At 62.5% G+C, this 22,274-nt stretch carries 18 protein-coding genes and 1 riboswitch; of the genes, 11 read left to right on the top strand and 7 right to left on the bottom strand.

Annotation, left to right across the window (positions count from 1 at the left end; genetic code table 11):
• The first annotated feature begins 73 nt into the window (after nucleotides 1–73).
• From NGR_RS19750 to NGR_RS19735, 4 genes are all read left to right on the top strand, one after another.
• On the top strand, nucleotides 74–619 hold the full coding sequence (locus NGR_RS19750; protein WP_012708234.1) for a DUF2059 domain-containing protein: 546 nt from the start codon (nucleotides 74–76) through the stop codon (nucleotides 617–619).
• 175 nt (nucleotides 620–794) lie between these two features.
• The gene (gene gor / locus NGR_RS19745; RefSeq protein WP_012708233.1) at nucleotides 795–2,186 is read left to right on the top strand and encodes a glutathione-disulfide reductase; all 1,392 of its coding nucleotides are present in this window, start codon (nucleotides 795–797) and stop codon (nucleotides 2,184–2,186) included.
• 238 nt (nucleotides 2,187–2,424) lie between these two features.
• Nucleotides 2,425–3,798 (top strand): class II 3-deoxy-7-phosphoheptulonate synthase, encoded by a 1,374-nt coding sequence (locus NGR_RS19740; RefSeq protein ID WP_012708232.1) that lies wholly within the window; start codon nucleotides 2,425–2,427, stop codon nucleotides 3,796–3,798.
• Nucleotides 3,799–3,912: 114 nt separating this feature from the next.
• A complete protein-coding gene (locus tag NGR_RS19735; RefSeq protein WP_012708231.1) occupies nucleotides 3,913–4,311 on the top strand; it encodes a GFA family protein in 399 nt (132 codons plus the stop codon).
• 17 nt (nucleotides 4,312–4,328) lie between these two features.
• On the opposite strand, the gene NGR_RS19730 is transcribed toward NGR_RS19735, so the two are convergent.
• Together NGR_RS19730 and NGR_RS19725 are read right to left on the bottom strand one after the other, a co-directional pair.
• On the bottom strand, nucleotides 4,329–5,231 hold the full coding sequence (locus NGR_RS19730; RefSeq protein ID WP_164924349.1) for a hypothetical protein: 903 nt from the start codon (nucleotides 5,229–5,231) through the stop codon (nucleotides 4,329–4,331).
• Nucleotides 5,232–5,718: 487 nt separating this feature from the next.
• Nucleotides 5,719–7,638: an LTA synthase family protein gene (locus NGR_RS19725; RefSeq protein ID WP_164924348.1), complete on the bottom strand. Its 1,920-nt coding sequence runs from the start codon at nucleotides 7,636–7,638 to the stop codon at nucleotides 5,719–5,721.
• A 268-nt stretch (nucleotides 7,639–7,906) separates the two neighbouring features.
• On the opposite strand from NGR_RS19725, the gene NGR_RS19720 reads away from it, so the two are divergent.
• The 3 genes from NGR_RS19720 to bluB all read left to right on the top strand — a co-directional run bounded on the left by NGR_RS19720 (nucleotide 7,907) and on the right by bluB (nucleotide 11,433).
• Nucleotides 7,907–9,589, top strand: coding sequence for an NAD+ synthase (locus NGR_RS19720; RefSeq protein WP_012708228.1), 1,683 nt, complete (start codon nucleotides 7,907–7,909; stop codon nucleotides 9,587–9,589).
• A 2-nt stretch (nucleotides 9,590–9,591) separates the two neighbouring features.
• Entirely contained in the window at nucleotides 9,592–10,419 is an 828-nt protein-coding gene (locus NGR_RS19715) for a TolB family protein (RefSeq protein WP_012708227.1), read from the top strand.
• Nucleotides 10,420–10,469: 50 nt separating this feature from the next.
• A riboswitch (cobalamin riboswitch) is annotated at nucleotides 10,470–10,681 on the top strand.
• Nucleotides 10,682–10,725: 44 nt separating this feature from the next.
• A complete protein-coding gene (bluB, locus tag NGR_RS19710; RefSeq protein ID WP_012708226.1) occupies nucleotides 10,726–11,433 on the top strand; it encodes a 5,6-dimethylbenzimidazole synthase in 708 nt (235 codons plus the stop codon).
• A 96-nt stretch (nucleotides 11,434–11,529) separates the two neighbouring features.
• Here the strand turns inward: bluB and NGR_RS19705 are convergent, their stop codons facing one another.
• The 4 genes from NGR_RS19705 to NGR_RS19690 all read right to left on the bottom strand — a co-directional run bounded on the left by NGR_RS19705 (nucleotide 11,530) and on the right by NGR_RS19690 (nucleotide 16,848).
• Entirely contained in the window at nucleotides 11,530–12,630 is a 1,101-nt protein-coding gene (locus tag NGR_RS19705) for a DUF2865 domain-containing protein (RefSeq protein WP_164924347.1), read from the bottom strand.
• A 198-nt stretch (nucleotides 12,631–12,828) separates the two neighbouring features.
• Nucleotides 12,829–13,473 carry an acyl-homoserine-lactone synthase gene (locus NGR_RS19700; protein ID WP_012708224.1) on the bottom strand — a complete coding sequence of 215 codons (645 nt, stop codon included), beginning with the start codon at nucleotides 13,471–13,473 and terminating at the stop codon, nucleotides 12,829–12,831.
• Between the two features lie 154 nt (nucleotides 13,474–13,627).
• Nucleotides 13,628–14,362, bottom strand: a complete 735-nt coding sequence (locus tag NGR_RS19695; protein ID WP_012708223.1) for a helix-turn-helix transcriptional regulator — start codon at nucleotides 14,360–14,362, stop codon at nucleotides 13,628–13,630.
• Nucleotides 14,363–14,535: 173 nt separating this feature from the next.
• Nucleotides 14,536–16,848 carry an NADP-dependent malic enzyme gene (locus NGR_RS19690; protein ID WP_012708222.1) on the bottom strand — a complete coding sequence of 771 codons (2,313 nt, stop codon included), beginning with the start codon at nucleotides 16,846–16,848 and terminating at the stop codon, nucleotides 14,536–14,538.
• 179 nt (nucleotides 16,849–17,027) lie between these two features.
• Here NGR_RS19690 and NGR_RS19685 point away from each other — a divergent pair, with 179 nt between their 5' ends.
• The gene (locus NGR_RS19685) at nucleotides 17,028–17,867 is read left to right on the top strand and encodes a UDP-2,3-diacylglucosamine diphosphatase (protein WP_012708221.1); all 840 of its coding nucleotides are present in this window, start codon (nucleotides 17,028–17,030) and stop codon (nucleotides 17,865–17,867) included.
• A 93-nt stretch (nucleotides 17,868–17,960) separates the two neighbouring features.
• A complete protein-coding gene (locus NGR_RS19680) occupies nucleotides 17,961–19,181 on the top strand; it encodes an MFS transporter (protein ID WP_012708220.1) in 1,221 nt (406 codons plus the stop codon).
• Here NGR_RS19680 and dgcA read toward each other — a convergent pair.
• Nucleotides 19,133–20,116, bottom strand: a complete 984-nt coding sequence (gene dgcA / locus NGR_RS19675; RefSeq protein ID WP_012708219.1) for an N-acetyl-D-Glu racemase DgcA — start codon at nucleotides 20,114–20,116, stop codon at nucleotides 19,133–19,135. The two genes, NGR_RS19680 and dgcA, sit on opposite strands and share 49 nt — an antisense overlap.
• Nucleotides 20,117–20,289: 173 nt before the next feature.
• Between dgcA and NGR_RS19670 the strand changes: the two genes are divergently transcribed.
• Together NGR_RS19670 and NGR_RS19665 are read left to right on the top strand one after the other, a co-directional pair.
• Nucleotides 20,290–21,444, top strand: coding sequence for an ABC transporter permease (locus NGR_RS19670; protein ID WP_164924346.1), 1,155 nt, complete (start codon nucleotides 20,290–20,292; stop codon nucleotides 21,442–21,444).
• Nucleotides 21,445–21,457: 13 nt separating this feature from the next.
• A complete protein-coding gene (locus NGR_RS19665) occupies nucleotides 21,458–22,267 on the top strand; it encodes an ABC transporter ATP-binding protein (protein WP_012708217.1) in 810 nt (269 codons plus the stop codon).
• Nucleotides 22,268–22,274 lie beyond the last annotated feature (7 nt).

Below are 22,274 nucleotides of genomic sequence, written 5' to 3'. Positions count from 1 at the left end.
AATTCCGCACATGAAATGCCTGGCGGCGGCAATTGGCCGGGCGACATGTGCCAACACAGGAGCATTGATAAAAATGAACAAAATCACAGGTTTTGCCCGGGCATTCGCAACCGCGGCCGTTCTCCTTTCGGTTTCGGTGCCGGCCGTAAAGGCGCAGGACGTGACCGAAGATCAGGTCAAGGCGGCCCGGGCAACCATCACAGCGCTCGGCGTCACCAACAGCTTCGACAACATTCTCCCCAATCTTGCCGCACGGCTGAAGAACTCGCTCATTCAGGCTTCTCCGAACCACCAGGAACTGATTTCGGCGACCGTCGACGAGAAGGCGCTGGGCCTGGCGGCACGCCGCTCGGATCTGGAGCGCGAGGCGGCGACGATCTATGCCAAGACCTTCTCGGTCGAGGAACTGAACGCGATCACGGCGTTCTACAGCTCGGGGGCCGGCAAGAAGCTTCTGAACGATGGTCCGATTGCCTCGCGCGAACTGCTGAAGGCGGCCGACATCTGGGCAGCCGGCGTTTCGCGCGACCTCGCCCAGGAGGCTACCAAGTCGCTCGACGAGAAGATCGGCAGCGCGCCGGCCGCGGACGCCGGCACGCAGGCGCCTGCGCAGCAGTAGTCTCGCGGCGAGGCTTTGTTCATTTCCTTGTGAAGCCCGGAGCGATCCGGGCTTTTCCTTTTTCGCATCGCAATACTATATCAGGGGCGAAACGCGACTCTCGGCTCGCCTCTTCGTCGTGAGCCATCAACCGCGGTCTTCATTTCGGCACCCCAATGCTTTCCAGGAGTTCTTCATGAGCGCTTTCGACTATGACCTCTTCGTGATCGGCGGCGGCTCGGGCGGCGTCAGAAGCGGGCGGCTGGCGGCGGCACTCGGCAAGAAGGTGGCGATCGCCGAGGAGTTTCGCTACGGCGGCACCTGCGTGATACGCGGTTGCGTGCCGAAGAAGCTTTATGTCTATGCCTCGCAATATTCGGAGCATTTCGAAGATGCGGCGGGCTTTGGCTGGGATGTCGGCGAAAGCCGCTTCGACTGGAAGAAGCTCGTCGCGGCCAAGGAACAGGAGATCACCCGGCTGGAGGGCCTTTATCGCAAGGGTCTTGCAAATGCCGGTGCGGAGATGCTCGATACGCGGGCCGTACTTGCCGGGCCCAACGAGGTGCGGCTGCTGGCGACCGGAAAGACGGTGACGGCGGAGCGCATCGTTATCGCCGTTGGCGGCCACCCGAGCCCGCATGACGCGCTGCGGGGGCATGAGCTCTGCATCAGCTCCAACGAAGCCTTCGACCTTCCGGCGCTCCCAAAATCCATTCTTATCGCCGGTGGCGGATACATCGCCGTCGAGTTCGCCAATATCTTCCATGGCCTCGGCGTCGAAACGACTCTCATTTATCGCGGCAAGGAGATTCTCTCCCGCTTCGACCAGGACCTGAGGCGCGGTCTGCATGCGGCGATGGAGGAGAAGGGCATCCGCATTCTTTGCGAGGATATCATCCAGTCGGTATCGGCAGGCGCCGATGGCCAGCGGATCGCCAAGACCATGAAGCACGGCGAAATCGCCGTCGACCAGGTGATGCTCGCCCTCGGCCGCGTGCCCAATACGAAGGGCCTGGGCCTGGAGAATGCCGGCGTCAAGACCAATGAGCGTGGCGCCATCATCGTCGACGCCTTCTCCCGCACCAGTGCGCCGGGGATCTACGCGCTCGGCGACGTCACCGACCGCGTGCAGCTGACGCCGGTGGCGATCCATGAGGCGATGTGCTTCATCGAGACGGAGTACAGGAACAACCCCACCTCGCCGGATCACGATCTGATCGCCACGGCAGTCTTCTCTCAGCCGGAGATCGGCACGGTTGGATTGAGCGAGGAGGAGGCCGTGAGGAAATATGACGAGCTCGAAGTCTACCGCGCCGAATTCCGTCCGATGAAGGCGACCCTTTCAGGACGCAAGGACAAGATGATCATGAAACTCCTTGTCAGTGCCGCGGACCGCAAGGTCGTCGGCGCTCATATCCTCGGCCACGACGCCGGTGAAATGGCGCAACTGCTCGGAATTTCGCTGAAGGCGGGATGCACGAAGGACGACTTCGACCGCACCATGGCTGTTCACCCGACGGCGGCGGAGGAGTTGGTAACCATGTATCAGCCGACCTACCGCGTGCGGAAGGGCGAGCGGGTCGCCTGAGCGGCGGTCTCGCTTCCCTCGAAGACAACCGCGGCAGCCCATGTTTTCTGGTAGAATGGCTTTCCAAGCCTCTTGTTAACGTCTATAAGCCCGCATCCGCGACGTGACCGGCTCGTGCGGACGTGGCGGCTTGGACCGGCCAGATTGCCGGGTTGATCAAACTCTCCGAATGCCGGGCGGCTTGAGGGCCGCAGGGGCGCGATGCGGCCCCGGCCGCGTCAGACAACAGGTGATGGAAATGGCACAGACTTGGACTCCGAACAGCTGGCGGCAAAAACCCATTCAGCAGGTGCCGGATTATCCGGACCACACGGCCCTCGAGGCCGTGGAAGGCCGTCTTGCGAAGTTTCCGCCGCTCGTCTTTGCCGGCGAGGCTCGGCGCCTGAAGAGTGCGCTCGCCAACGTGGCCGAGGGCCGTGGCTTCCTGTTGCAGGGCGGCGACTGCGCCGAGAGCTTCGCCGAACACGGTGCCGATACGATCCGCGACTTCTTCCGTGCCTTCCTGCAGATGGCGGTGGTGCTGACCTTCGGGGCGCAACAGCCGGTCGTCAAGGTCGGCCGCATCGCCGGTCAGTTCGCCAAGCCGCGCTCCTCCGGGATCGAGAAGCAGGGCGATGTCACGCTGCCGAGCTATCGCGGCGACATCATCAACGGCATCGAATTCACGGAACAGGCGCGCGTCCCCAACCCGGAGCGGCAGATCATGGCCTACCGCCAGTCCGCCGCAACGCTCAACCTGCTGCGTGCCTTCGCGATGGGCGGTTACGCCAATCTCGAGAATGTCCATCAATGGATGCTCGGTTTCGTCAAGGACAGCCCGCAGGCCGAGCGCTATCGCAAGCTTGCCGACCGGATTTCCGAGACCATGGATTTCATGAAGGCGATCGGCATCACCTCGGAGAACCATCCGAGCCTGCGCGAGACCGACTTCTTCACCAGCCACGAGGCGCTGCTGCTCGGCTTCGAGCAGGCGCTGACGCGCGTCGATTCGACCTCCGGCGACTGGTACGCCACGTCAGGCCATATGATCTGGATCGGCGACCGTACGCGCCAGCCAGACCATGCGCATGTCGAATATTGCCGCGGCATCAAGAACCCGCTCGGGCTGAAATGCGGTCCGTCGCTGACAGCCGACGGTCTGCTGGAACTGATCGACTTGTTGAATCCCGCCAACGAAGCGGGCCGCCTGACACTGATCTGCCGCTTCGGCCACGACAAGGTCGCGGAGCACCTGCCGCGCCTGATCCGCGCCGTCGAGCGCGAAGGCAAGAAGGTCGTCTGGTCTTGCGACCCGATGCATGGCAACACGATCACGCTCAACAACTACAAGACCCGGCCCTTCGAGCGGATTCTTTCGGAAGTCGAAAGCTTCTTCCAGATCCACCGCGCCGAGGGCAGCCATCCGGGTGGCATCCACATCGAGATGACCGGCAACGACGTGACGGAATGCACCGGCGGCGCACGCGCGCTCTCCGGTGACGATCTCGCCGACCGATACCACACCCATTGCGACCCGCGTCTCAACGCCGACCAGGCGCTGGAGCTCGCCTTCCTGCTTGCCGAGCGGATGAAGGGCGGCCGTGACGAAAAGAAGATGGCGGTCAACGCCTGAGCAGCCGCTGCCGATGGCTCAATTTTTCTGAACCATGGGCGCGACTTCTGAATTTGACAGGGCCGGGTCAGCTTTGTGAAGCTGACCCGGCTTTTTGCTGCAAGGGAGAGGGGAATGACGGACATCCACGAAGGCGGCTGCCTTTGCGGCGCGGTGCGCTTCAAGACGCGGGGAAAACTGAGAGAGCTGATCTATTGTCACTGCTCCCAGTGCCGAAAGCAGACGGGACTCTACTACGCCGCCACGAATGTGCTCGACAGCCATATGGATGTCCAAGGCGCCAACGAGATTACCTGGTATCGCTCCAGCAGTGCAGCGCGACGCGGCTTCTGCCGGCATTGCGGTTCGGCGCTGTTCTGGAAGGCGGACGATCTCGACTATACCTCGATCCTGGCGGGGACATTTGACGGGCCGACCGGGCTCGAGCCCGGCTATCACATCTTCTGCGCCGACAAGGGCGACTTCTACGACATCCGCGACGACCTGCCGCGCTTCGCCGAGGCGTCTCAGTAAGCGCCACGCGCTTGGCGTCAGGGAAGTGGGACCGCGGCCTGGTCGAAGGCATCCGCCAGCGCCTCGAACTTGACGGCTTCCCACGAGGCGTATTCCTCGACAAGCCGGCTGCTCAACCAGAACCGGCCACGCTCCCCGGCGTCTCCCTTGCCGATGAAGCCGGCCGCTTCCGCGCGCGCAAACAGGCGGCGAATATGCGTGTTCGAGATCAGGTAGCGCTCCGCAAGCCTCGCAAGGTTGACGTCTACCCAGACCTTGCCGTCAACGGCGAGGAGATTTGGCGGACGCGCCATGAGGTCGTCGAGAATAACCCCGCCGGATTCCGACCAGACGAAGATCGCAACGCTTTCGGGAGGCTGCGTCCATCTCGTGTCCGAGAGCAGCCGTTTTGCGACACGAGGCTGAGCGCGCTCGAATATGGCCGGATCGGATTCGACGCGTCTTACCCGTGATCCTCCATCCAGTAGATCGAGGGTGCTCATCTGCGTCTTGAACCAGAGCCGCATGGCGTTCTCGCTGATTTCGGTCGGCTCGAGGGGGCGGGTCCTCTTGGTGCGCCCGCCATTTGCGGGGCGGAGCAGTTTGTAGGCGATGAGTTCTCCAAGGAAGGCCGTTGCCGTGTTCCGGCTGGCGGCGCCCGTTTCGCGCATGATCTTAAGTAATCGCGCTGCCGTTATGCCCGAGTCGGCATTGTCCCGGTCGCGCTCCAGATGCAGGGCATAGGCAGCCTGCGTCAGCATCCATTTCTGGTGGGCCGCGACAAGGCGCGCAATACGCGGAAAAAGATCGTTCATGGAAATCAGGGTACGCGCGCCGGCCTGCAAGACCTCGAGGAATTGAGGATTCTGCAACAGGGCATCCACCGTGAAGGCGGGTGGAGTGTTCCGTTCGGCTTCTTCCTTCCCAGCAAGCCGCTGCATCTGCTGCGCGTGCTCCCGATCTCTCCACGCACCGGACGCCCCGCATAATCCGTGCCCCGGTGCAATCAACATAGAATCTCACCTTGGCCTAAACGCGCAAGCCCGCTGTTTGGGTTCACGCAAATGTTAACTCGACGAGTCTTCAGGCCGCGGCTGGCGCCGGCGAGCGAGCAACGGGGGCTGACATTCAATTCTCGCGAGTGGCACTGGAAAACGGACATAGCAGCGTCTCCGCAAAATTCATAGTTGATATGAATTTTCCCATGCATCTGTACGATGCGCGAAAATCGTTAACTTCCCGTATCGACTATAACATTAGGGGATGCTGACTCGCGCTCAGGTTGACGCTTTTTTGGAAAAGGCCGCTTATGGACGCGACAGACCTCGGGCCGCCGAGAGAATGGGGTTTCGGCTTTTTGCCGAGCAAGACCCCCGAAATGGTCTCGTCCCGGCAGGAGGCCGGGACGATTATCGCTGCTGTTCTGACTTACGAGCCGGCGCTGAAGAGTTCGGCGTGGGACTTGAAGAAGCGCTCGGTGCTGTAGCGCTTGCCGAACATCATATCGTGCTGCAGGAAGCGATAGTCGCGCAGGGACGGGGGGATCTTCGGCTGACGCAGCCAATCGGCGACTTCCTTGCCGTTCTTGCGGATCAGCATGTAGCGGTCGAGAATACGGAAATGGTCGTGAACCTTGCCGAGGAAGCCGGTGTAATACGGGTGCTCGTAGCCGGCCTGCTTCAGGATCTGATAGGAGAGAAAGGCCGGGCTGATGCTGCCGATGTCCTTGCGCGCCCCTGTCTTGTTCGACCAGACGACGAGCGGCGTTTCGTGCTGTGCCTTCATCTGGTCCTTCGGTCCCTTGCGCTCTGCCGTCACGTCTTTCATGTAGCCCGTGCTGGTGTAGACCGTGTTGAGCGGCGGCAGATGGTCGCCGAAGAGGACGATGATCGTCTCGCGGTCGCGGTTCTTCGCCCAGTCCATAAGCATTTTCAGGCTGTCATCGGCTTCCTTGATGCCCTGTGCATAGGTGGCGAGAACCTGGCGATCCGCTTCCGGCAGGTCGCCCTCGACCTTGATCGTGTTCTTCGTGTAGCGATTCGCCTCGTACGGCCCATGGCCCTGCAGCGTCACGGCGAAGAAGAAGAAGGGATCGTCCGTCGTGTCCGCCTGACGGATGATCTCCTTCGTCAGCGATTCATCCGAGGCGAAGATGCCGCGCTTCTGCATCGGCGGCATGTTTTCCTCCGAGCGGAACGTATCGAAGCCGAAGGCCTTGTAGACGGCGGTGCGGTTCCAGAACCATCCCTGGAAGGGGTGGATGGCGCGCGAGACATAGCCTTCGCCGCGGAAGAACGTGGCGAGCGACGGGATCGGATTGCGGATATATTGCTGGTAGGGAATGCTGCCATAGGGCAGGAAGGCGTTCGAAAAGCCTGTCAGCGCTTCGAATTCGACATTGGCCGTCATGCCGCCGAACTCGGGCGAGAAGACATTGCCGCCCTGCAGTTCGCGGATCGTCGGCATGGGATCGGGCGTCAGCTTGACCTTGGGTAGGCGCGTCGGATCCCAGAAGGATTCGCTCATCAGCACGATGACGTCCGGCTTGCCGCGATGCGTGGTTCCGGCGGGAAGCGGCTTCACCGGAATGCGGTCGATCGCATCTGCCATGTAACCGGCCGGGGCGCTGACATTCGCCATCGGCAGGTTGATCGCAAAGGCAAGCACGAAGCCGTTGTGCCGGTAGTTCTCGGTCTGGTCCCACATGATCGGAATGACGCGCAGCCGGTCACGGATCCACGAGAAGTGGTTGTAGTCCATGATGTTCCAGAAGGCGACGAGCAGCGGCAGCGCAAAGGCGACCCGCGCGAGGCGCTCCCGGCGCGTCAGCTTCGGAAAGTTGCGCCAGGCGTAGCGCAGCAATAGTCCGATGGCGACGATGGTCGCCAAGATGCCGAGAACGATGCCGACGGCGGTCCACGGCCTGTCCTTCACCAGAACTGGCATCAATTCCATGATCTGCCGGCCGAACAGGAAATCGGTCGGGTAAAGCGGGTCGGACAGGAAGACCTGCTTCTGCTGGCAGATAAAGGCCGGGACGATGGCGAGCGGAGCGACGAGCAGCGCGCCCTTGTGTTCGCGTCCGAACAGCGCGTCGAGCGCCAGCATGACGAGGAAGAATGCGGCAATCGTCGTCCAGGCCGGCCGCATCGGATCGATGAAATAGGCGATCGTTTCGGAGGTCGACTGGCGCACGATGAGCTCGACCGCAAAGACAGTCGCCATCGCCATCAAGAGCGAAAATAGCGCGCTGCGGGTGCCTGCCAGGGTCTTGGCGTGTCGGGCGGAAAAGCCTGGCCTTTCGACAAGGACCTGAGAGCCTCTCGCGGCGGAATCGATACTGGCCAACAGCTTCTCCAATGTCACAAATCTTTCGTTCAACTGTCATACGACTGTCATCTTGAACAGGGGATGAATGGCAAAACGGCTATGGTGATCCCCAGGTTCCGGCCGCGTCGAAGGGCCGCGCCACGCGCCGTTAACGGGCGGGAACTGCAGGCGTTTTTGGAATTTTTCCGCTGCGACGACGATTGAGTGTGGGTTTTTTGCCGTCGGATGCGTTAAGAACAAAACCTAAGCTGGTTGCATTCGCCGAGGAAACATCGACAGGCCTGCCATGACCCCACAAAAAGCCGTACCTTCAAAGCTGCGGATCGCCGTAGCCCAGCTCAATCCGACCGTCGGCGACATCGCCGGCAACATGGCAAGGGCGCGCGAAGCGCGTGCCGACGCGGCACGCCAGGGAGCCGACCTGGTGCTGTTCACCGAGCTCTTCATTTCCGGTTATCCCCCGGAAGACCTAGTGTTGAAACCGGCGTTTCTGGCTGCATGCCTGCGGGCCGTCGAGAAACTCGCCGCGGAAACGGCGGACGGAGGGCCGGGCGTGATCATCGGCTTTCCCCGTCAGGCCTCCCTGCAGCGGCACAATTCGGTGGCCGTGCTGGACGCGGGCAAGATCGTCGCCGTCCGCGACAAGGTGGACCTGCCGAACTACGGAGAATTCGACGAAAAGCGCGTCTTCGACGCAGGCGAGATGCCCGGGCCGGTGAATTTTCGCGGCATCCGCATCGGCATCCCGATCTGCGAAGACATTTGGGGAGAGCTTGGCGTTTGCGAAACGCTCAAGGAAAGCGGCGCTGAAATCCTGCTCTCTCCGAACGGTTCGCCCTATTATCGGGGCAAGGTCGATGTGCGCCACCAGATCGTCCTGAAGCAGGTCATAGAAACCGGCTTGCCGATGATCTATGCCAATCAGCTCGGCGGGCAGGACGAACTGGTCTTCGACGGCGCAAGCTTCGGCTTCAATGCCGACAAATCGCTCGCCTTCCAGATGAGCCAGTTCGAGGAAGCCCTGTCGATCTCCGAGTGGGCGCGCGCCGAGGACGGTTGGGTCTCGACAAGCGGGCTGCAGTCGCGCCTGCCGGAAAGCGACGAGGCGGACTATCGCGCCTGCATGCTGGGCCTTCGCGACTACGTCAACAAGAACGGCTTCAAGAACGTTGTCCTTGGCCTTTCCGGCGGCATCGATTCTGCGATTTGCGCGGCGCTCGCCGTCGATGCGCTCGGCGAGGAGCGTGTCCGCACAATCATGTTGCCCTACCGCTATACGTCGCAGGAATCGCTGAAGGACGCCGAAGCCTGCGCCAAGGCACTCGGCTGCTACTATGACGTGGTTGCGATCGAGGAGCCGGTCGAAGGTTTTCTCAATGCGCTCGCCGATACTTTCGAGGGGACCGAGTCGGGGATCACCGAGGAGAACCTGCAGAGCCGTGCCCGCGGAACGATCCTGATGGCAATCTCCAACAAGTTCGGCTCGATGGTAGTCACCACCGGCAACAAGTCGGAGATGTCGGTGGGCTATGCCACGCTCTATGGCGACATGAACGGCGGCTTCAACCCGATCAAGGACCTCTACAAGATGCAGGTCTATGGGCTGTCGCGCTGGCGCAATGGGGCCGTGCCGCCGGGCGCGCTCGGTCCTTCCGGCGAGGTCATCCCGCAGAATATCATCGATAAGGCGCCGTCGGCCGAACTCCGGCCCAACCAGACCGACCAGGATTCGCTGCCGCCCTATCCGGTGCTCGACGATATCCTCGAGTGCCTGGTGGAGCGGGAACTGAGCACCGAGGAAATCGTCGCGCGCGGGCATGACGAGGCGACGGTCCACCGGATCGAACACCTGCTCTACATTGCCGAGTACAAGCGCCGGCAGTCGGCACCGGGCGTGAAAATCACCAAGAAGAATTTCGGCCGCGACCGCCGCTATCCGATCACCAACCGTTTCCGCGACAGGGGCTAGCGGTGCGGAGCTCGGTCGAGATCTTCGACATTACGACCGGCGAGGCGCGCGTCGTCTGGCAGACGGAGCGGCTGGTCGAGGCGCCGAACTGGTCGCCGGACGGAAAATTCCTCATCATCAACGGCGACGGCAGGCTCTATCGGCTTGGCGTCGACGGTGCGGAGCCAACGGAGATCGACACCGGCTTCGCCGGCCAGTGCAACAACGACCACGGCATTTCGCCGGATGGCAATACGCTGGCGATCAGCGACAAGACCGAGTTCGGCAAGTCGGCGATCTATCTGCTGCCGAGCGAAGGCGGCGCGCCGCGGCTGGTGACGGGGAACCTGCCGTCCTATTGGCACGGCTGGTCGCCTGACGGGCGCATGCTTACCTATTGCGGAATCCGCGACCAGGTCTTCGACATCTATACGATCTCGGTCGATGGCGGCGAGGAGCGGCGTCTCACGCATGGCGAGGGCCGCAACGATGGTCCGGACTGGTCGCCGGACGGTGCGTGGATCTATTTCAATTCGAGCCGCACCGGTCGCATGCAGATCTGGCGGGTGAGGCCGGACGGCAGCGATGTCCAGCGCATTACCGACAGCCCCTATGGCGACTGGTTCCCGCATCCGTCGCCGGACGGCAGGCACCTGCTGGTGCTGTCCTATGATGGCGATGTCTTCGACCACCCGCGCGATCTCGATGTGCGGCTTCGGCTGATGGACCCGGAAGGCGGCAATGCGCGCGTCCTCTTCGAACTCTTCGGCGGGCAGGGCACGATGAACGTTCCGAACTGGTCGCCAAACGGCGATGCCTTTGCATTCGTGCGCTATAGCCCGGCGTCCTGAGCTCGGAGTTTCGAAAACTGGAGCTTGCCTTGCCTTTCGCCGGCGCCTGTGCCCATATGCGGCCGTCAGGTGCCCGCTTGCTGCGGGAGAATCGGGAAGCCGGTTGAATTCCGGCACGTGCCCAACGCTGTGATGGGGACGGCTGCGCCAAGAGAGCTGTGAAGGTTTTCAGAGCTTTGCCACTGGGTCTTGAAGCGATCTGGGAAGGTGGTTCGGCCGAGTGATCCAAAGTCAGAAGACCGGCCTGGCAAGATAGACCGGCCCCGTATGGACGGCGGGAGGTTGTGCATTGTTGGGGATCGAACGATGCTGCCTGACCCAAGCGGTTGCCTTGCGGCGGCCGGTGCCTTTTCGCCGGACGAGCGCGCTGCCGTCTATCGCGCCATCGAGACGCGCCGCGACGTACGCGATGAATTTTCGCCCGAACCGCTGCCCGAGCCGCTGATTGCCCGCTTGCTGAATGCGGCGCATCGCGCCCCGTCCGTCGGTTTCATGCAGCCGTGGAACTTCGTGCTCGTGCGCCGGAGCGAGACCCGGGAGAGAGTCTGGCAGGCCTTCCGCCGTGCCAATGAGGAAGCCGCCGGCATGTTTTCCGGTGAGGCGCAGGCGCAATATCGATCGCTCAAACTCGAGGGCATACGCAAGGCGCCGCTCAGCATCTGCGTGACCTGCGACCGAACGCGCGGCGGCGCCGTGGTGCTCGGACGCACGCACAATCCGCAGATGGACGTCTATTCGACAGTCTGCGCGGTCCAGAACCTTTGGCTCGCGGCGCGGGCCGAGGGTGTCGGCGTCGGCTGGGTCAGCATTTTCCACGAGGCCGAGGTCAAGGCGATCCTCGGGATACCCGAACACATCGAAATCGTCGCCTGGCTGTGTCTCGGCTTTGTCGACCGGCTCTATCAGCAGCCCGAACTGGCCGTGAAGGGCTGGCGGCAACGTTTGCCCCTCGACGAGCTGATCTTCGAGGAAGGATGGGGCGTTCGCGACGGCGAGGAACGGTTTCCCGATTGAAGCGCGTCACAGTCAAATGGATTCACGCGGACGGTTCTCATCTATGCATGTCGTTATCCCAAAACCGCGGCGCACTTTTGGGCGACATGCATCAGGTCATTCATTCTGCAGCGGTTGGTAGCGTGATCCCCGAGGGTTCTTGAGATCGATGGCGCTCTCTTCCTGCGGCAGAAAGGCGGGACCGACGATGCGGACCTTGTTGGTCGCCGGGTCGTAGGGACGTTCCTCGACAGGCTTTGCGCGCAGCGATCCGGACGCCGGCAGAGCGCTGCCCTTGATCGTTACGACAGAGGGGCTGACCACCGAAAGTCTGGTTCCTGGCGCTGGATTGTTCTCATCCGTCGCGACCTTGGGAATCTGGCAGCCGCAGACGCCGGGCGCGCCGACGCCGCGCGTGCGGTAGGCGAAGGCGTTGCCAAGTTCGGTGTACGGTCTGCCGGTCGACGCGGAAACCATCTGCTCACTCTCCTCGGTAGCGAGGACGTGATAGTAGAGCTCCGTATCGGCGCCGGGGCATCGTGCCCGGCAAAGCTCGGTATCGCGCGCGAAGTCGGCCGGCGTGGCGTTCGACGAAATCGGGAAGAACGCTCCGTCGCAGGTCCGCACGCACATGGTCCTGAAGCCGCCTGCCGGGCCGTTTTCCATGAACGTGAAGTCGTCCGTCGGAGCACCGTCGAACAGCAGCGGATAGTCTTCGCCGTCCGGTGGGTAGTCTTCGAGGATATTGCGGTGGACGTGAGCCTCTTCGAGGTCGGACTCGTCCTGGATCGTCTCGTCCCAATTGAGACCGGATTCCCCCGAGCAACCGTTCAATTCCAAGGCGGCGAGGATACGCCGGCGCATGTCGTCATTGCCTTTGGAAATCATATGCTGGCGTTGCGCCTTGAGGGTGCGCAGATTGTCCTCCATCCGGAGGATCGCATCGTCGAGTTCGGCGCAGGCGGCCTCGTTCTCGCTGTCGACGTAGACGACCGAGTCATTGCTGCATGTCATACGCCGCCGTTCGTTCTTGGCGCGGCGAATCTCGATGTTCTGGCGCGAAACCGCGCCGGTGAAATCACGAAGATTGGCAGTCGTGGTGAAGGCCGCCGGCAATTGTGCGAGGCGGGCGCTCAGACGTTCGCAGACGCCGGTGGCCGAGGCTTGCGTGGTCATGCCCAAGGCGAGCGGCAGCAAAGCCGCCGCAAGGCGCATCATCCTTCTGGACGCCGTAGGTCGGAACAGTGACACTCGTCTTTTCCTGCATTTCGCCCCGCTGGTCGCGGGACAAGCCGGGGCGCCTGCTTTTCCGACATCATACGATGTTGTCGTGGGGGCGCAACGACAAGACGGCGTTTGCGTTAATGCGCCGTCGAAGCAGGCGGGGCCGGGCCGAGGGAACGGCCCGGCGGCAGATCAGGCCGCCCTTGCGGTTTCGAGCGACATCGGCCGTTCGAGCACGGTGCCTTCGATGGCGGCAACGGCCTTCATTGTTTGAAGCAGGCTTCTCGATACTTCCCAGGCGATGGCGACCGCGTAGACACTGCCGATCCTCTGCGGCTCGGCGATGCGCTCTCCGGGGCACCCCATCCGGCGGAACATCCGCTCCAGGAAGACGTCGGTGACGGTGACGATGTGGCTGACGCCGGAGGCAAGGCCAAGCTCGCCGACACCGCACATGAGTTCGGCGGCGGCGACCGTCACCTGGTTCGAAGACCGGTCCTGGGAGATATCCGGTTCGATGCAGAAGCGGCTCGATTCCCAGACCGAAGCGCTGCGGATTTCCGGATTTCCGCCGAGCAGGATCGGGAATGTGTCATCCAGCATGTTCGGTCCGAGCGTCGGCAGGAGTCTGAGCGAACCGCGCAGCTTTCCGGTCTCCGGCGAATAGGACATCACATAGAGTGGATTGGCCTTGTCGTAGTGGTCGATTTCCCAGTTGCCCTCGGTCTTGACGTCCCATTTCAAGAAGTCATGGAAGACGCGCTTGCGCAGCCGGAACATCTCGTCGATGGCCTGCGGGTGTTGCCCGCGAGCGTTTCCGTTCACTATCCTGATCATCTTTCGCTCCATCGTTTTTGCGCGATGCAGCGATGCTGTCAGGGTCGGGCGACACATGTAACTGTCGGTAGTGACAGTTTAATCCGGGCATTTTTCCCACAAAATTTGTGGGGGTTCCGGCGTGTGGATCGCGCTCAGATGGGAAATCCACCCGTTAGATGGTGGGGATCAGCGCATGGCGGACCGCCTGCGCAACGGCTTGGGTGTTGGACACGACATTGAGCTTGCGGCGCGCATTGCTCATGAAGAAGCGAACCGTGCGTTCGGAAATGCCAAGGATCGTCGCGATTTCCCAATAGCTCTTGCCCGCCGCCGACCAGGTCAAGACCTCCGTCTCCCGGCTGGTCAATCGCGTGTCGCGGTCGTCGATCGCATCTGCCATCGCCTGCTCGAGCATCGAGGCATGAAAAAGATTGGCCGCCAGCTGGAAATCGCGCAGATGGCATCGACGATACTCGGCCCATTCCGGCGGCGACATGTTGGCACTGATCGCCAGCAGTGCCATGCGTCCGGCCGGCGAGGGCAGCGGCAGAGCGACGCCTTCCGTGGACAAGCCGATATCCTCGGCAGCCTCGTAAAGCGGTTCGCACTCCGGGAAGCGGCGCCGCGCTGTCGCCCATTCCACGGGCCTCACGCCGCCAAGCGCGAGCCGGAGGATCGGATCGATACGGTGGAGACCGCGGGACAGATAGAGCTCCTCGGCATAGGCGCCGAAGGTGTGATGCAGGCGGCAGACCTTGAGCCCCTCGGCCGTCGGCTCCGCTTCGAGATAGAGCAGATGCGCGATATCGAACGTGCGACGCATCAAGGCGAAGAACTGTTGCGGGTCCGCGCACCCGCGATATTCCACGATATCCAGCAGATCGAGGACAGCCTGTTGATTAGTCATGCCGTAACACCGATTCATGCCCCTAGAATAAACATGGTTTAGCCTGGCGGTTTTTGTCTAGTGCTATATTTCGTAATCGGTGCAACTCTTTGGACTTAATCAATCCATGGTTGCAAATCCGGGGTGGGTGGCCGGGGAATCGCCTAAAGGGCGATCGTTCCGCAAGCCATCCCTCAAGCGGGATGGCTTGCCTCGACGACTGCAAGAGCGGCCATGTTGACGACACCGCGGGACGTGACTGACGGCGACAGGATATGCGCCGGCAACGCCGAACCCAGCAGGATCGGCCCGACATGGAGGCTATCGGTCATCGTCTTGACCACGCCGAGCGTGATGTTGGCGGCATCGAGATTGGGGAAGACGAGCAGGTTGGCTTCGCCCTTCAGCGTGCTGTTCGGCATCACCCGCTCGCGCAGCGTCTCGGAGATCGCCGCGTCGCCATGCATCTCGCCATCGACCTCGAGATCGGGCGCGAGTTCGCGGACGAGCTTGAGCGCGGCGCGCATCTTGGCGGCACTTTCGGATTCGCGCGATCCGAAGTTCGAATGTGAAACGAGAGCAGCGTGCGGCGTGATACCGAAGCGGCGAATTTCGCCCGCCGCCATCACTGTCGTCTGAGCGATCTCTTCGGCGCTCGGGTTGTAGCTCACATAGGTGTCGGTGAAGAATGTCGCGCCGCGCTGCGAGATCAACAGGCTGAGCGCCGAGAAATCGAGCACGCCCGGCTTCTTGCCGATGATCTGCGAAACGTCGCGCAGGTGCCGGCTGTAGCGCCCCTCGACGCCGCAGATCAAAGCGTCCGCTTCACCGCGCTTGACCGCCAGCGCGCCGATCACGGTCGTGTTCGTGCGCACGATCGTGCGGGCGGCTTCCGGGATCACGCCGAGGCGACCGACCAGGGCGAAGTATTCGTCGACATAGTCGCGATAACGCGGATCGCCTTCCGGATTGACCACCTCGAAGTCGACATCGGGACGGATTCTCAGGCCATAACGGCGCAGGCGGGTTTCGATGATCTGTGGACGGCCGATCAGGATCGGCTTTGCCGTGCCTTCCTCGAGGAGCACCTGGGCGGCACGCAGCACGCGCTCGTCTTCTCCTTCGGCGAAGATGACGCGGTTCTTGGGGGCGTTCTTGGCGGCCGCGAAGACCGGTTTCATGATGAAGCCGGAGCGGAAGACGAAACGGTTGAGCTTGTCGAGATAGGCGTCGAAATCCTGGATCGGACGGGTGGCGACGCCGCTTTCGGCGGCGGCCTTGGCAACGGCTGGGGCGATGCGCAGGATCAACCGTTGGTCGAAAGGCGAGGGGATGAGGTAGTCGGGTCCGAAGACCGGCGTTTCCCCTGAATAGGCACGGGCTGCGACATCCGACGGTTCCTCGCGTGCCAGGCCGGCAATCGCCCGTACCGCCGCCATCTTCATTTCTTCGTTGATGGTGCGAGCGCCGCAATCGAGTGCGCCGCGGAAGATGTGCGGGAAGCAGAGAACGTTGTTGACCTGGTTCGGGAAGTCCGAACGGCCGGTGCAGATCATCGCATCCGGCCGCGCGGCGCGAGCGACTTCCGGCATGATTTCCGGAGTCGGGTTGGCGAGTGCCATGATCAGCGGCTTCTCGGCCATCTGGGCGAGCAGCTCGGGCTTGAGGACTCCTGCAGCCGAAAGCCCAAGGAATACGTCGGCGCCGCCGATGCTGTCGGCAAGCACGCGATTGGCACTGTCCTGTGCGTAGACGGCCTTCCACTCGTCCATCAGGACTTCGCGGCCCTTGTAGACGAGGCCCTCGAGATCGTGGACCCAGATATTTTCGCGCTTGGCGCCGAGGGTGACGAGAAGGTTGAGGCAGGCCAGCGCTGCGGCGCCGGCACCGGAGGCGACGATCTTTGCCTTGGTGATGTCCTTGCCGGCCAGTTCCAGGCCGTTCAGGACGGCGGCGGCGACGATGATCGCCGTTCCATGCTGGTCGTCGTGGAAGACCGGGATCTCCATCTTCTCGCGCAGCTGCCGCTCGACTTCAAAGCACTCCGGCGCCTTGATGTCCTCGAGATTGATGCCGCCGAAGGTCGGTTCGAGGGCGGAAACCACGTCGACCATGCGTTCGACTGTCGGAGCATCGATCTCGATATCGAAAACGTCGATGCCGGCGAACTTCTTGAAGAGAACGGCCTTTCCTTCCATCACCGGCTTGGAGGCAAGCGGGCCGATATTGCCGAGGCCGAGGACGGCCGTGCCGTTCGAGACCACGGCGACGAGGTTCGAACGCGCGGTGAAATCGGCGGCGCTCTCCGGGTCATCCTTGATGGCGAGGCAGGGCGCGGCGACGCCGGGCGAGTAGGCCAGCGCCAGGTCGCGCTGGTTGCCGAGCGGCTTGGTGGGCTGGATCTCGAGCTTGCCGGGGCGAGGGTAGCGGTGGAAGAAAAGTGCCTGCTGGTCGATGTCTCCGCTTGCCGGAGTCGATTGAGGTTTCGCTTTGTCGCCCGTGGTCATGCCTGTACATCCCTCTTTCTATATCGGGGCCTTTTGGCATGATTTCCGGCCCGCGTACAGTTTCACGACATCGCTTTTCCTACGTCCGACAGCAGCTCGTTGAATGCCGGTGTCATCTTCCTGAAACACGAGTCTGGTTTTGACGGGACGGCAGAAAGGTCAAGGAAGGCGAGGATCGCATGACAGCGGCATCGGGGTCTCAACAGAATCCGGTTCGGAAATTGCGGACGCTGTTCATTTCCGACGTTCATCTGGGCTCGAAGGCGGCCAAGACGGACTACCTGCTCGACTTCCTGCGCCATCACGAGGCGGAGACGGTCATCCTCGTCGGCGATATCGTCGACGGCTGGCGGCTGAAGCGCAGCTGGTACTGGCCGCAAAACTGCAACGACGTCGTCCAGAAGCTGCTGCGCAAGGCCCGCAAAGGTACGCGGATCATCTACATTCCCGGTAACCACGACGAGTTCATGCGGGATTTCCCGGGCGTGCATTTCGGCGGCATCGAAGTTGCGCAGCGCCATATGCATCAGGGTGCCGACGGGCGCAACTACCTTGTCCTGCACGGCGACGAGTTCGATGTCGTCGTACGCAATGCGCGGGTGCTCGCCTATCTCGGCGATTGGGCCTACGACACCGCAATCGCCATCAATATCGGGCTTGCCGCGATCCGCCGCCGCCTCGGCATGCCCTATTGGTCGTTTTCGTCCTGGGCGAAGCTGCAGGTCAAACATGCGGTGAATTTCATCGGCGAGTTCCAGAAAGTCGTGGCGGACGAAGCCCGCCGACATCACGCCCAGGGCGTGATCTGCGGCCATATCCACCATGCAGTGATCGAGGACATTGACGAAATCCGCTACATCAACACGGGCGATTGGGTCGAGAGTTGCACGGCGATCGCCGAGCACTTCGACGGCAGGATGGAACTGATCACCTGGCATAGCCTGCGCGGCGGCATGGCAGCAGTGGAGACCTCTGCGGATGAGTTGCCGGCGAGCCTTTCTGCGCCGCAGGCGGCCTGAAATCGCGATTCTTGCTCCAAGTGGCTAAAACTAGCGGCTGGAGGGCCGGCGGCCAGTCGTGCTAGAGCAGGCGCACAGCCATTAGGTCCTCCCATGATTCCCGCACCAGCGCCCCCGCTTCTGGGGCCTCCGCCGCGTCACTTCGCGCTCCGCATCGCGCTGCTCTTCTGCGCGCCGCTGATCGTCAACGGATTCGCCATGCCGTATTTTCCGGTGTGGCTCAGCAGCTTGTCGATGAGCGATTTCGAGATCGGCGTGGTGCTCGCCGTACCGATGTTCATCCGCGTCATCACGGCGCCCGTGGCAGGCGTGCTGGCGGACCGCCTCGGCGAGCGCACGATCGTGTTGATCTGGTCGGGCTGTCTTTCACTTGCCTTGGCATTCGTCCTCTTCTTCGCGAAGGACTTCTGGCCGGTGCTGGTGATCTATGCGCTGCAATCGGCCGCCTATTCGCCTTACCTGCCGATCGTCGAGGCGCTTGCGCTGTCGGGCGTGCGTCGCTGGGGTTTCGACTACGCGCTGATGCGCGTCTGGGGGTCGATCGCCTTTATCGGCGCGACGATGCTCGGCGGCTGGATGATCGGCCTCATCGGCGGAGCAATGGTGCTGCCGGCCATGGCGGCCGGTTTCGGCTTGACCGTCGTGATGGCCTTCGCAGCGCCGCGCATCGGCCGTCCGCGTCGGCCATCGCCGATCACGGCGATCACCGAACCGCCGCCACGATCGCTGCGGCAGACCGATCTGCAACTGCTTCTGATCGGCGTCACGCTGGTCAACAGCAGCCACGCGATGTTGTTCGCGTTCTCGGCCATCTACTGGCAGCAGATCGGCTACAGCGGCACGCAGATCGGCGCCCTGTGGAGCGCCGGCGTGGCAGCGGAAGTACTGATGTTCTTCTTCGCCAAGGCAATCGTCAGGCGCTTCAGCGTCTGGACGATGATTTTTTCCGGCTGTCTGCTGGCGGTGGTGCGCTGGCTGATCTTCCCGATGGATTTAGGCTTTTCGGGCTATTTCGTCCTCCAGTGCTTCCACGCCTTTACCTATGCGATCATGCATACCGGCATGCAGCACAAGCTGGTCGAACGCGTCGCCGAGGAGCAGGAAGCCTCCGCCCAGGGCCTCTATTTCTTCTACACGGGCATCTTCACGGCGATCTTCACGTTTGTGTCCGGCTATTTCTACGCCTGGTTTGGCGTCGCCGGCTTCTATTCGATGTCGGTCGTGGCACTAACCGGGTGCTGCTTCGCCTTTGCCGGATGGTACCTTCAGCCCCATAGGCTCGGCTCGGGTGGAAAGACGAGCGAGGCCTCGTAGCGCAGGCCCGGGCTGCGGTCTTCCGCAAGCAGCAGCGCGCCGTCGAGATCGACGAAATCGGCTCCCTGCGCGACGAGCATCGCCGGGGCCATGGCAAGCGAACTGCCGACCATGCAGCCGACCATGACCTTCAGGCCGAGGGCGCGGGCCTCGTCGCGCATGCGCAGCGCTTCGGTCAGCCCGCCGGTCTTGTCGAGCTTGATGTTCACCGCATCGTAGCGCCCGACGAGCGCCTTGAGGTCGGCGGTCGCGTGCACGCTTTCATCCGCGCAGACGGGAACGGAGCGGGCCACATGCGCCAACGCCTCGTCACGCCCCGCCGGCAGAGGTTGTTCGATCAGCGCGATGCCGGCTTCGGCGCAGGCGGCAAAGTGGAAGGCGAGGTTTTCCGGTGTCCAGCCCTCATTGGCATCGAGGATGATGTGGCTTGCCGGTGCGCCTTTCCGCACGGCGCGGATCCGGGATGTGTCGTCCGCCGTCCCGACCTTGACCTTCAGCAGGGCGCGATGGGCGTATTTCGCGGCCTGCGCCATCATCTCTTCAGGTTCTGAGAGCGAGATCGTAAAGGCCGTCGTCAAGGCGACCGGATCGGCTATCCCGGCAAGCGTGGCGGCCGATTTATTCGCCCGCTTTGCCTCTAGATCCCAGAGCGCGCAATCGACCGCGTTGCGGGCCGCTCCCGGTTTCATCGCCTGCTGCAATTCCGGCCGCGTCATGCCGGCTTCGATCAGCGGTCGAACGGCTTCGATTTCGCCCAGCACCGATTCGACCGATTCGCCGTAGCGAGCATAGGGGACGCATTCGCCCTGGCCCGATGCCGTCCCGTCGCTGATCGTGCAGGTGACGACGCTCGCCGTCGTCTTCGAGCCGCGGGAGATGGTGAAGGTGACGGCAATCGGGAAGTGATCGACGGCGGCTGCAAGCGAAATCGGCATGTTGTTCTCCCACAGCCGCCGCAGGCTTGCCGCTCACCACGGTCGTCCCCGTACGCTGTGTCTTTTCGGTCGCACAAAGCCTGCCGTACGACTTTGAATTTCTGGGTGATTTTGTCCTGGGATCGAATCTGGTTTAAGAGATTACCGAAGAGTGAACGAAAGACCAAGATCACGTGACGCGCGCGCCCTCCCAGAACGCTGCCGATGTCGTCCTCGCCGGGGCGGACGGGGGGACCGACCGACGTTACATGTTCAGTGGCGACTGGCGGCATCAGACCGCAGAGGCCATGGCCGCCAAGCTCAAGCGGCTGGGAAAGCCGGGCGGCGGCCGGAATGAGTTCGATTTTTCCGGGATCACGGCGATGGACACGGCCGGCGCCTGGATTATCCGGCGCTTCATGAACGGGATCGGCAGCGAAGCCGGAGGCGAGATTCACTTCGCCCATGGCGGCGATCGCTATGTCGAACTCGTGCGCGCGCTGCCGGGAGAATTGCGGCAGCCGGAGCGCTCGAAGCGCAAGGACCCGCTTTTCCAGCGGCTGTTTGCGCCGATCGGTGAAGTGACGGTGTCGATTTGGACCGATACGGTTGCCGCCATGTATATCCTCGGCTCGGCCGTCCGCGGCGCGCAGATGAAGCTCGGGCGTCACGCCGGCGTGTCGCCTGCCGCGATCGTCCACCAGATCGACCGCATGGGTGTGATGGCCACCCCCATCATCACGCTGATGTCGTTCCTGATCGGCGCCATCATCGCGCAGCAGGGGGCCTTTCAGCTCCGGTCCTTCGGGGCGGAGATCTTCGTCGTCGACCTCGTCGGTATCCTGCAACTGCGCGAAATCGGCGTGCTGTTGACGGCGATCATGATTGCCGGCCGCTCGGGCAGCGCAATCACGGCCGAGATCGGCTCGATGAAGATGCGCGAGGAGGTCGACGCGCTGAAGGTCATGGGCTTGAGCCCGGTCGGCGTGCTCGTCTTTCCGCGCCTTGTGGCACTGACGATCGCGCTGCCGCTTTTGACGATCATCGCGAACTTCGCCGCCCTCGTCGGGGCGGCGCTCGTCGCCTGGACCTATTCGGGCATCACCGTCGCGACTTTCGTCGCCCGATTGCAGGAGGCCGTCGATTTCTCCTCGGTGGCGGCCGGCATGATCAAGGCGCCGTTCATGGCGCTCATCATCGGGGTCGTTGCGGCGGTCGAGGGCCTGAAGGTCGGCGGCAGCGCGGAATCGCTCGGCCGGCGCGTGACATCGTCGGTCGTCAAATCGATCTTCGTCGTCATCCTCATCGACGGATTGTTCGCGATGTTCTACGCGGCGATCGATTTCTGAGGCGGGCGGAAAGATGGTTCAGGCGGTCATGGAAAAGCAACCGGAACAGGCGGCGAGGCGCGAGACCATCCTTTCCGTTCGCGACCTGACGGTCGGTTTCGGCGACAACATCGTTCTCGACAAACTCAATCTCGATGTGCTGCGCGGCGAAATCCTCGGCTTCGTCGGCGCTTCCGGCACCGGCAAGTCGGTCCTGATGCGCACGGTCCTGCGGCTGCTGCCGAAGCGCTCCGGCACGATCGAGATCCTCGGCGCGGAATACGACAAGGTAAGCGATGAGGAACGCATCGCGCTCGACATGCGGCTTGGCGTTCTCTTCCAGCATGGCGCGCTGTTTTCCGCGCTGACGGTGCGGGAGAACATCCAGGTGCCGATGCGGGAATATCTCGATCTGCCGCAAGATCTGATGGATGAACTCGCGCGCCTGAAGATCGAACTGGTGGGCCTGGCGCCGGAAGCGGCCGAAAAATACCCTTCGGAGCTTTCCGGCGGTATGATCAAGCGTGCCGCGCTTGCAAGGGCTTTGGCGCTCGATCCGGATCTCGTCTTCCTCGACGAGCCGACCTCCGGCCTCGATCCGATCGGCGCGGCGGAGTTCGACGAGTTGATCGCCAAGCTGCGGGACACGCTGGGATTGACCGTGTATATGGTGACTCACGATCTGGACAGCCTGTTCTCGGTTTGCGACCGGATTGCCGTGCTTGGTCAGAAACGCGTCCTGGTCGAGGGAACGATCGAGGACATGCTTGCCTGCGACGAGCCGTGGGTGAAGTCCTATTTCCGCGGCAAGCGGGCGAGGGCGATCGTGCGCGAGCACGACTGATCCGGCA

Source organism: Sinorhizobium fredii NGR234 (genome assembly GCF_000018545.1).
GTDB lineage: Bacteria > Pseudomonadota > Alphaproteobacteria > Rhizobiales > Rhizobiaceae > Sinorhizobium > Sinorhizobium fredii_A.
Note: the sequence above shows the minus strand (reverse complement) of the source record. Positions and strands in the feature narration are given on the sequence as shown.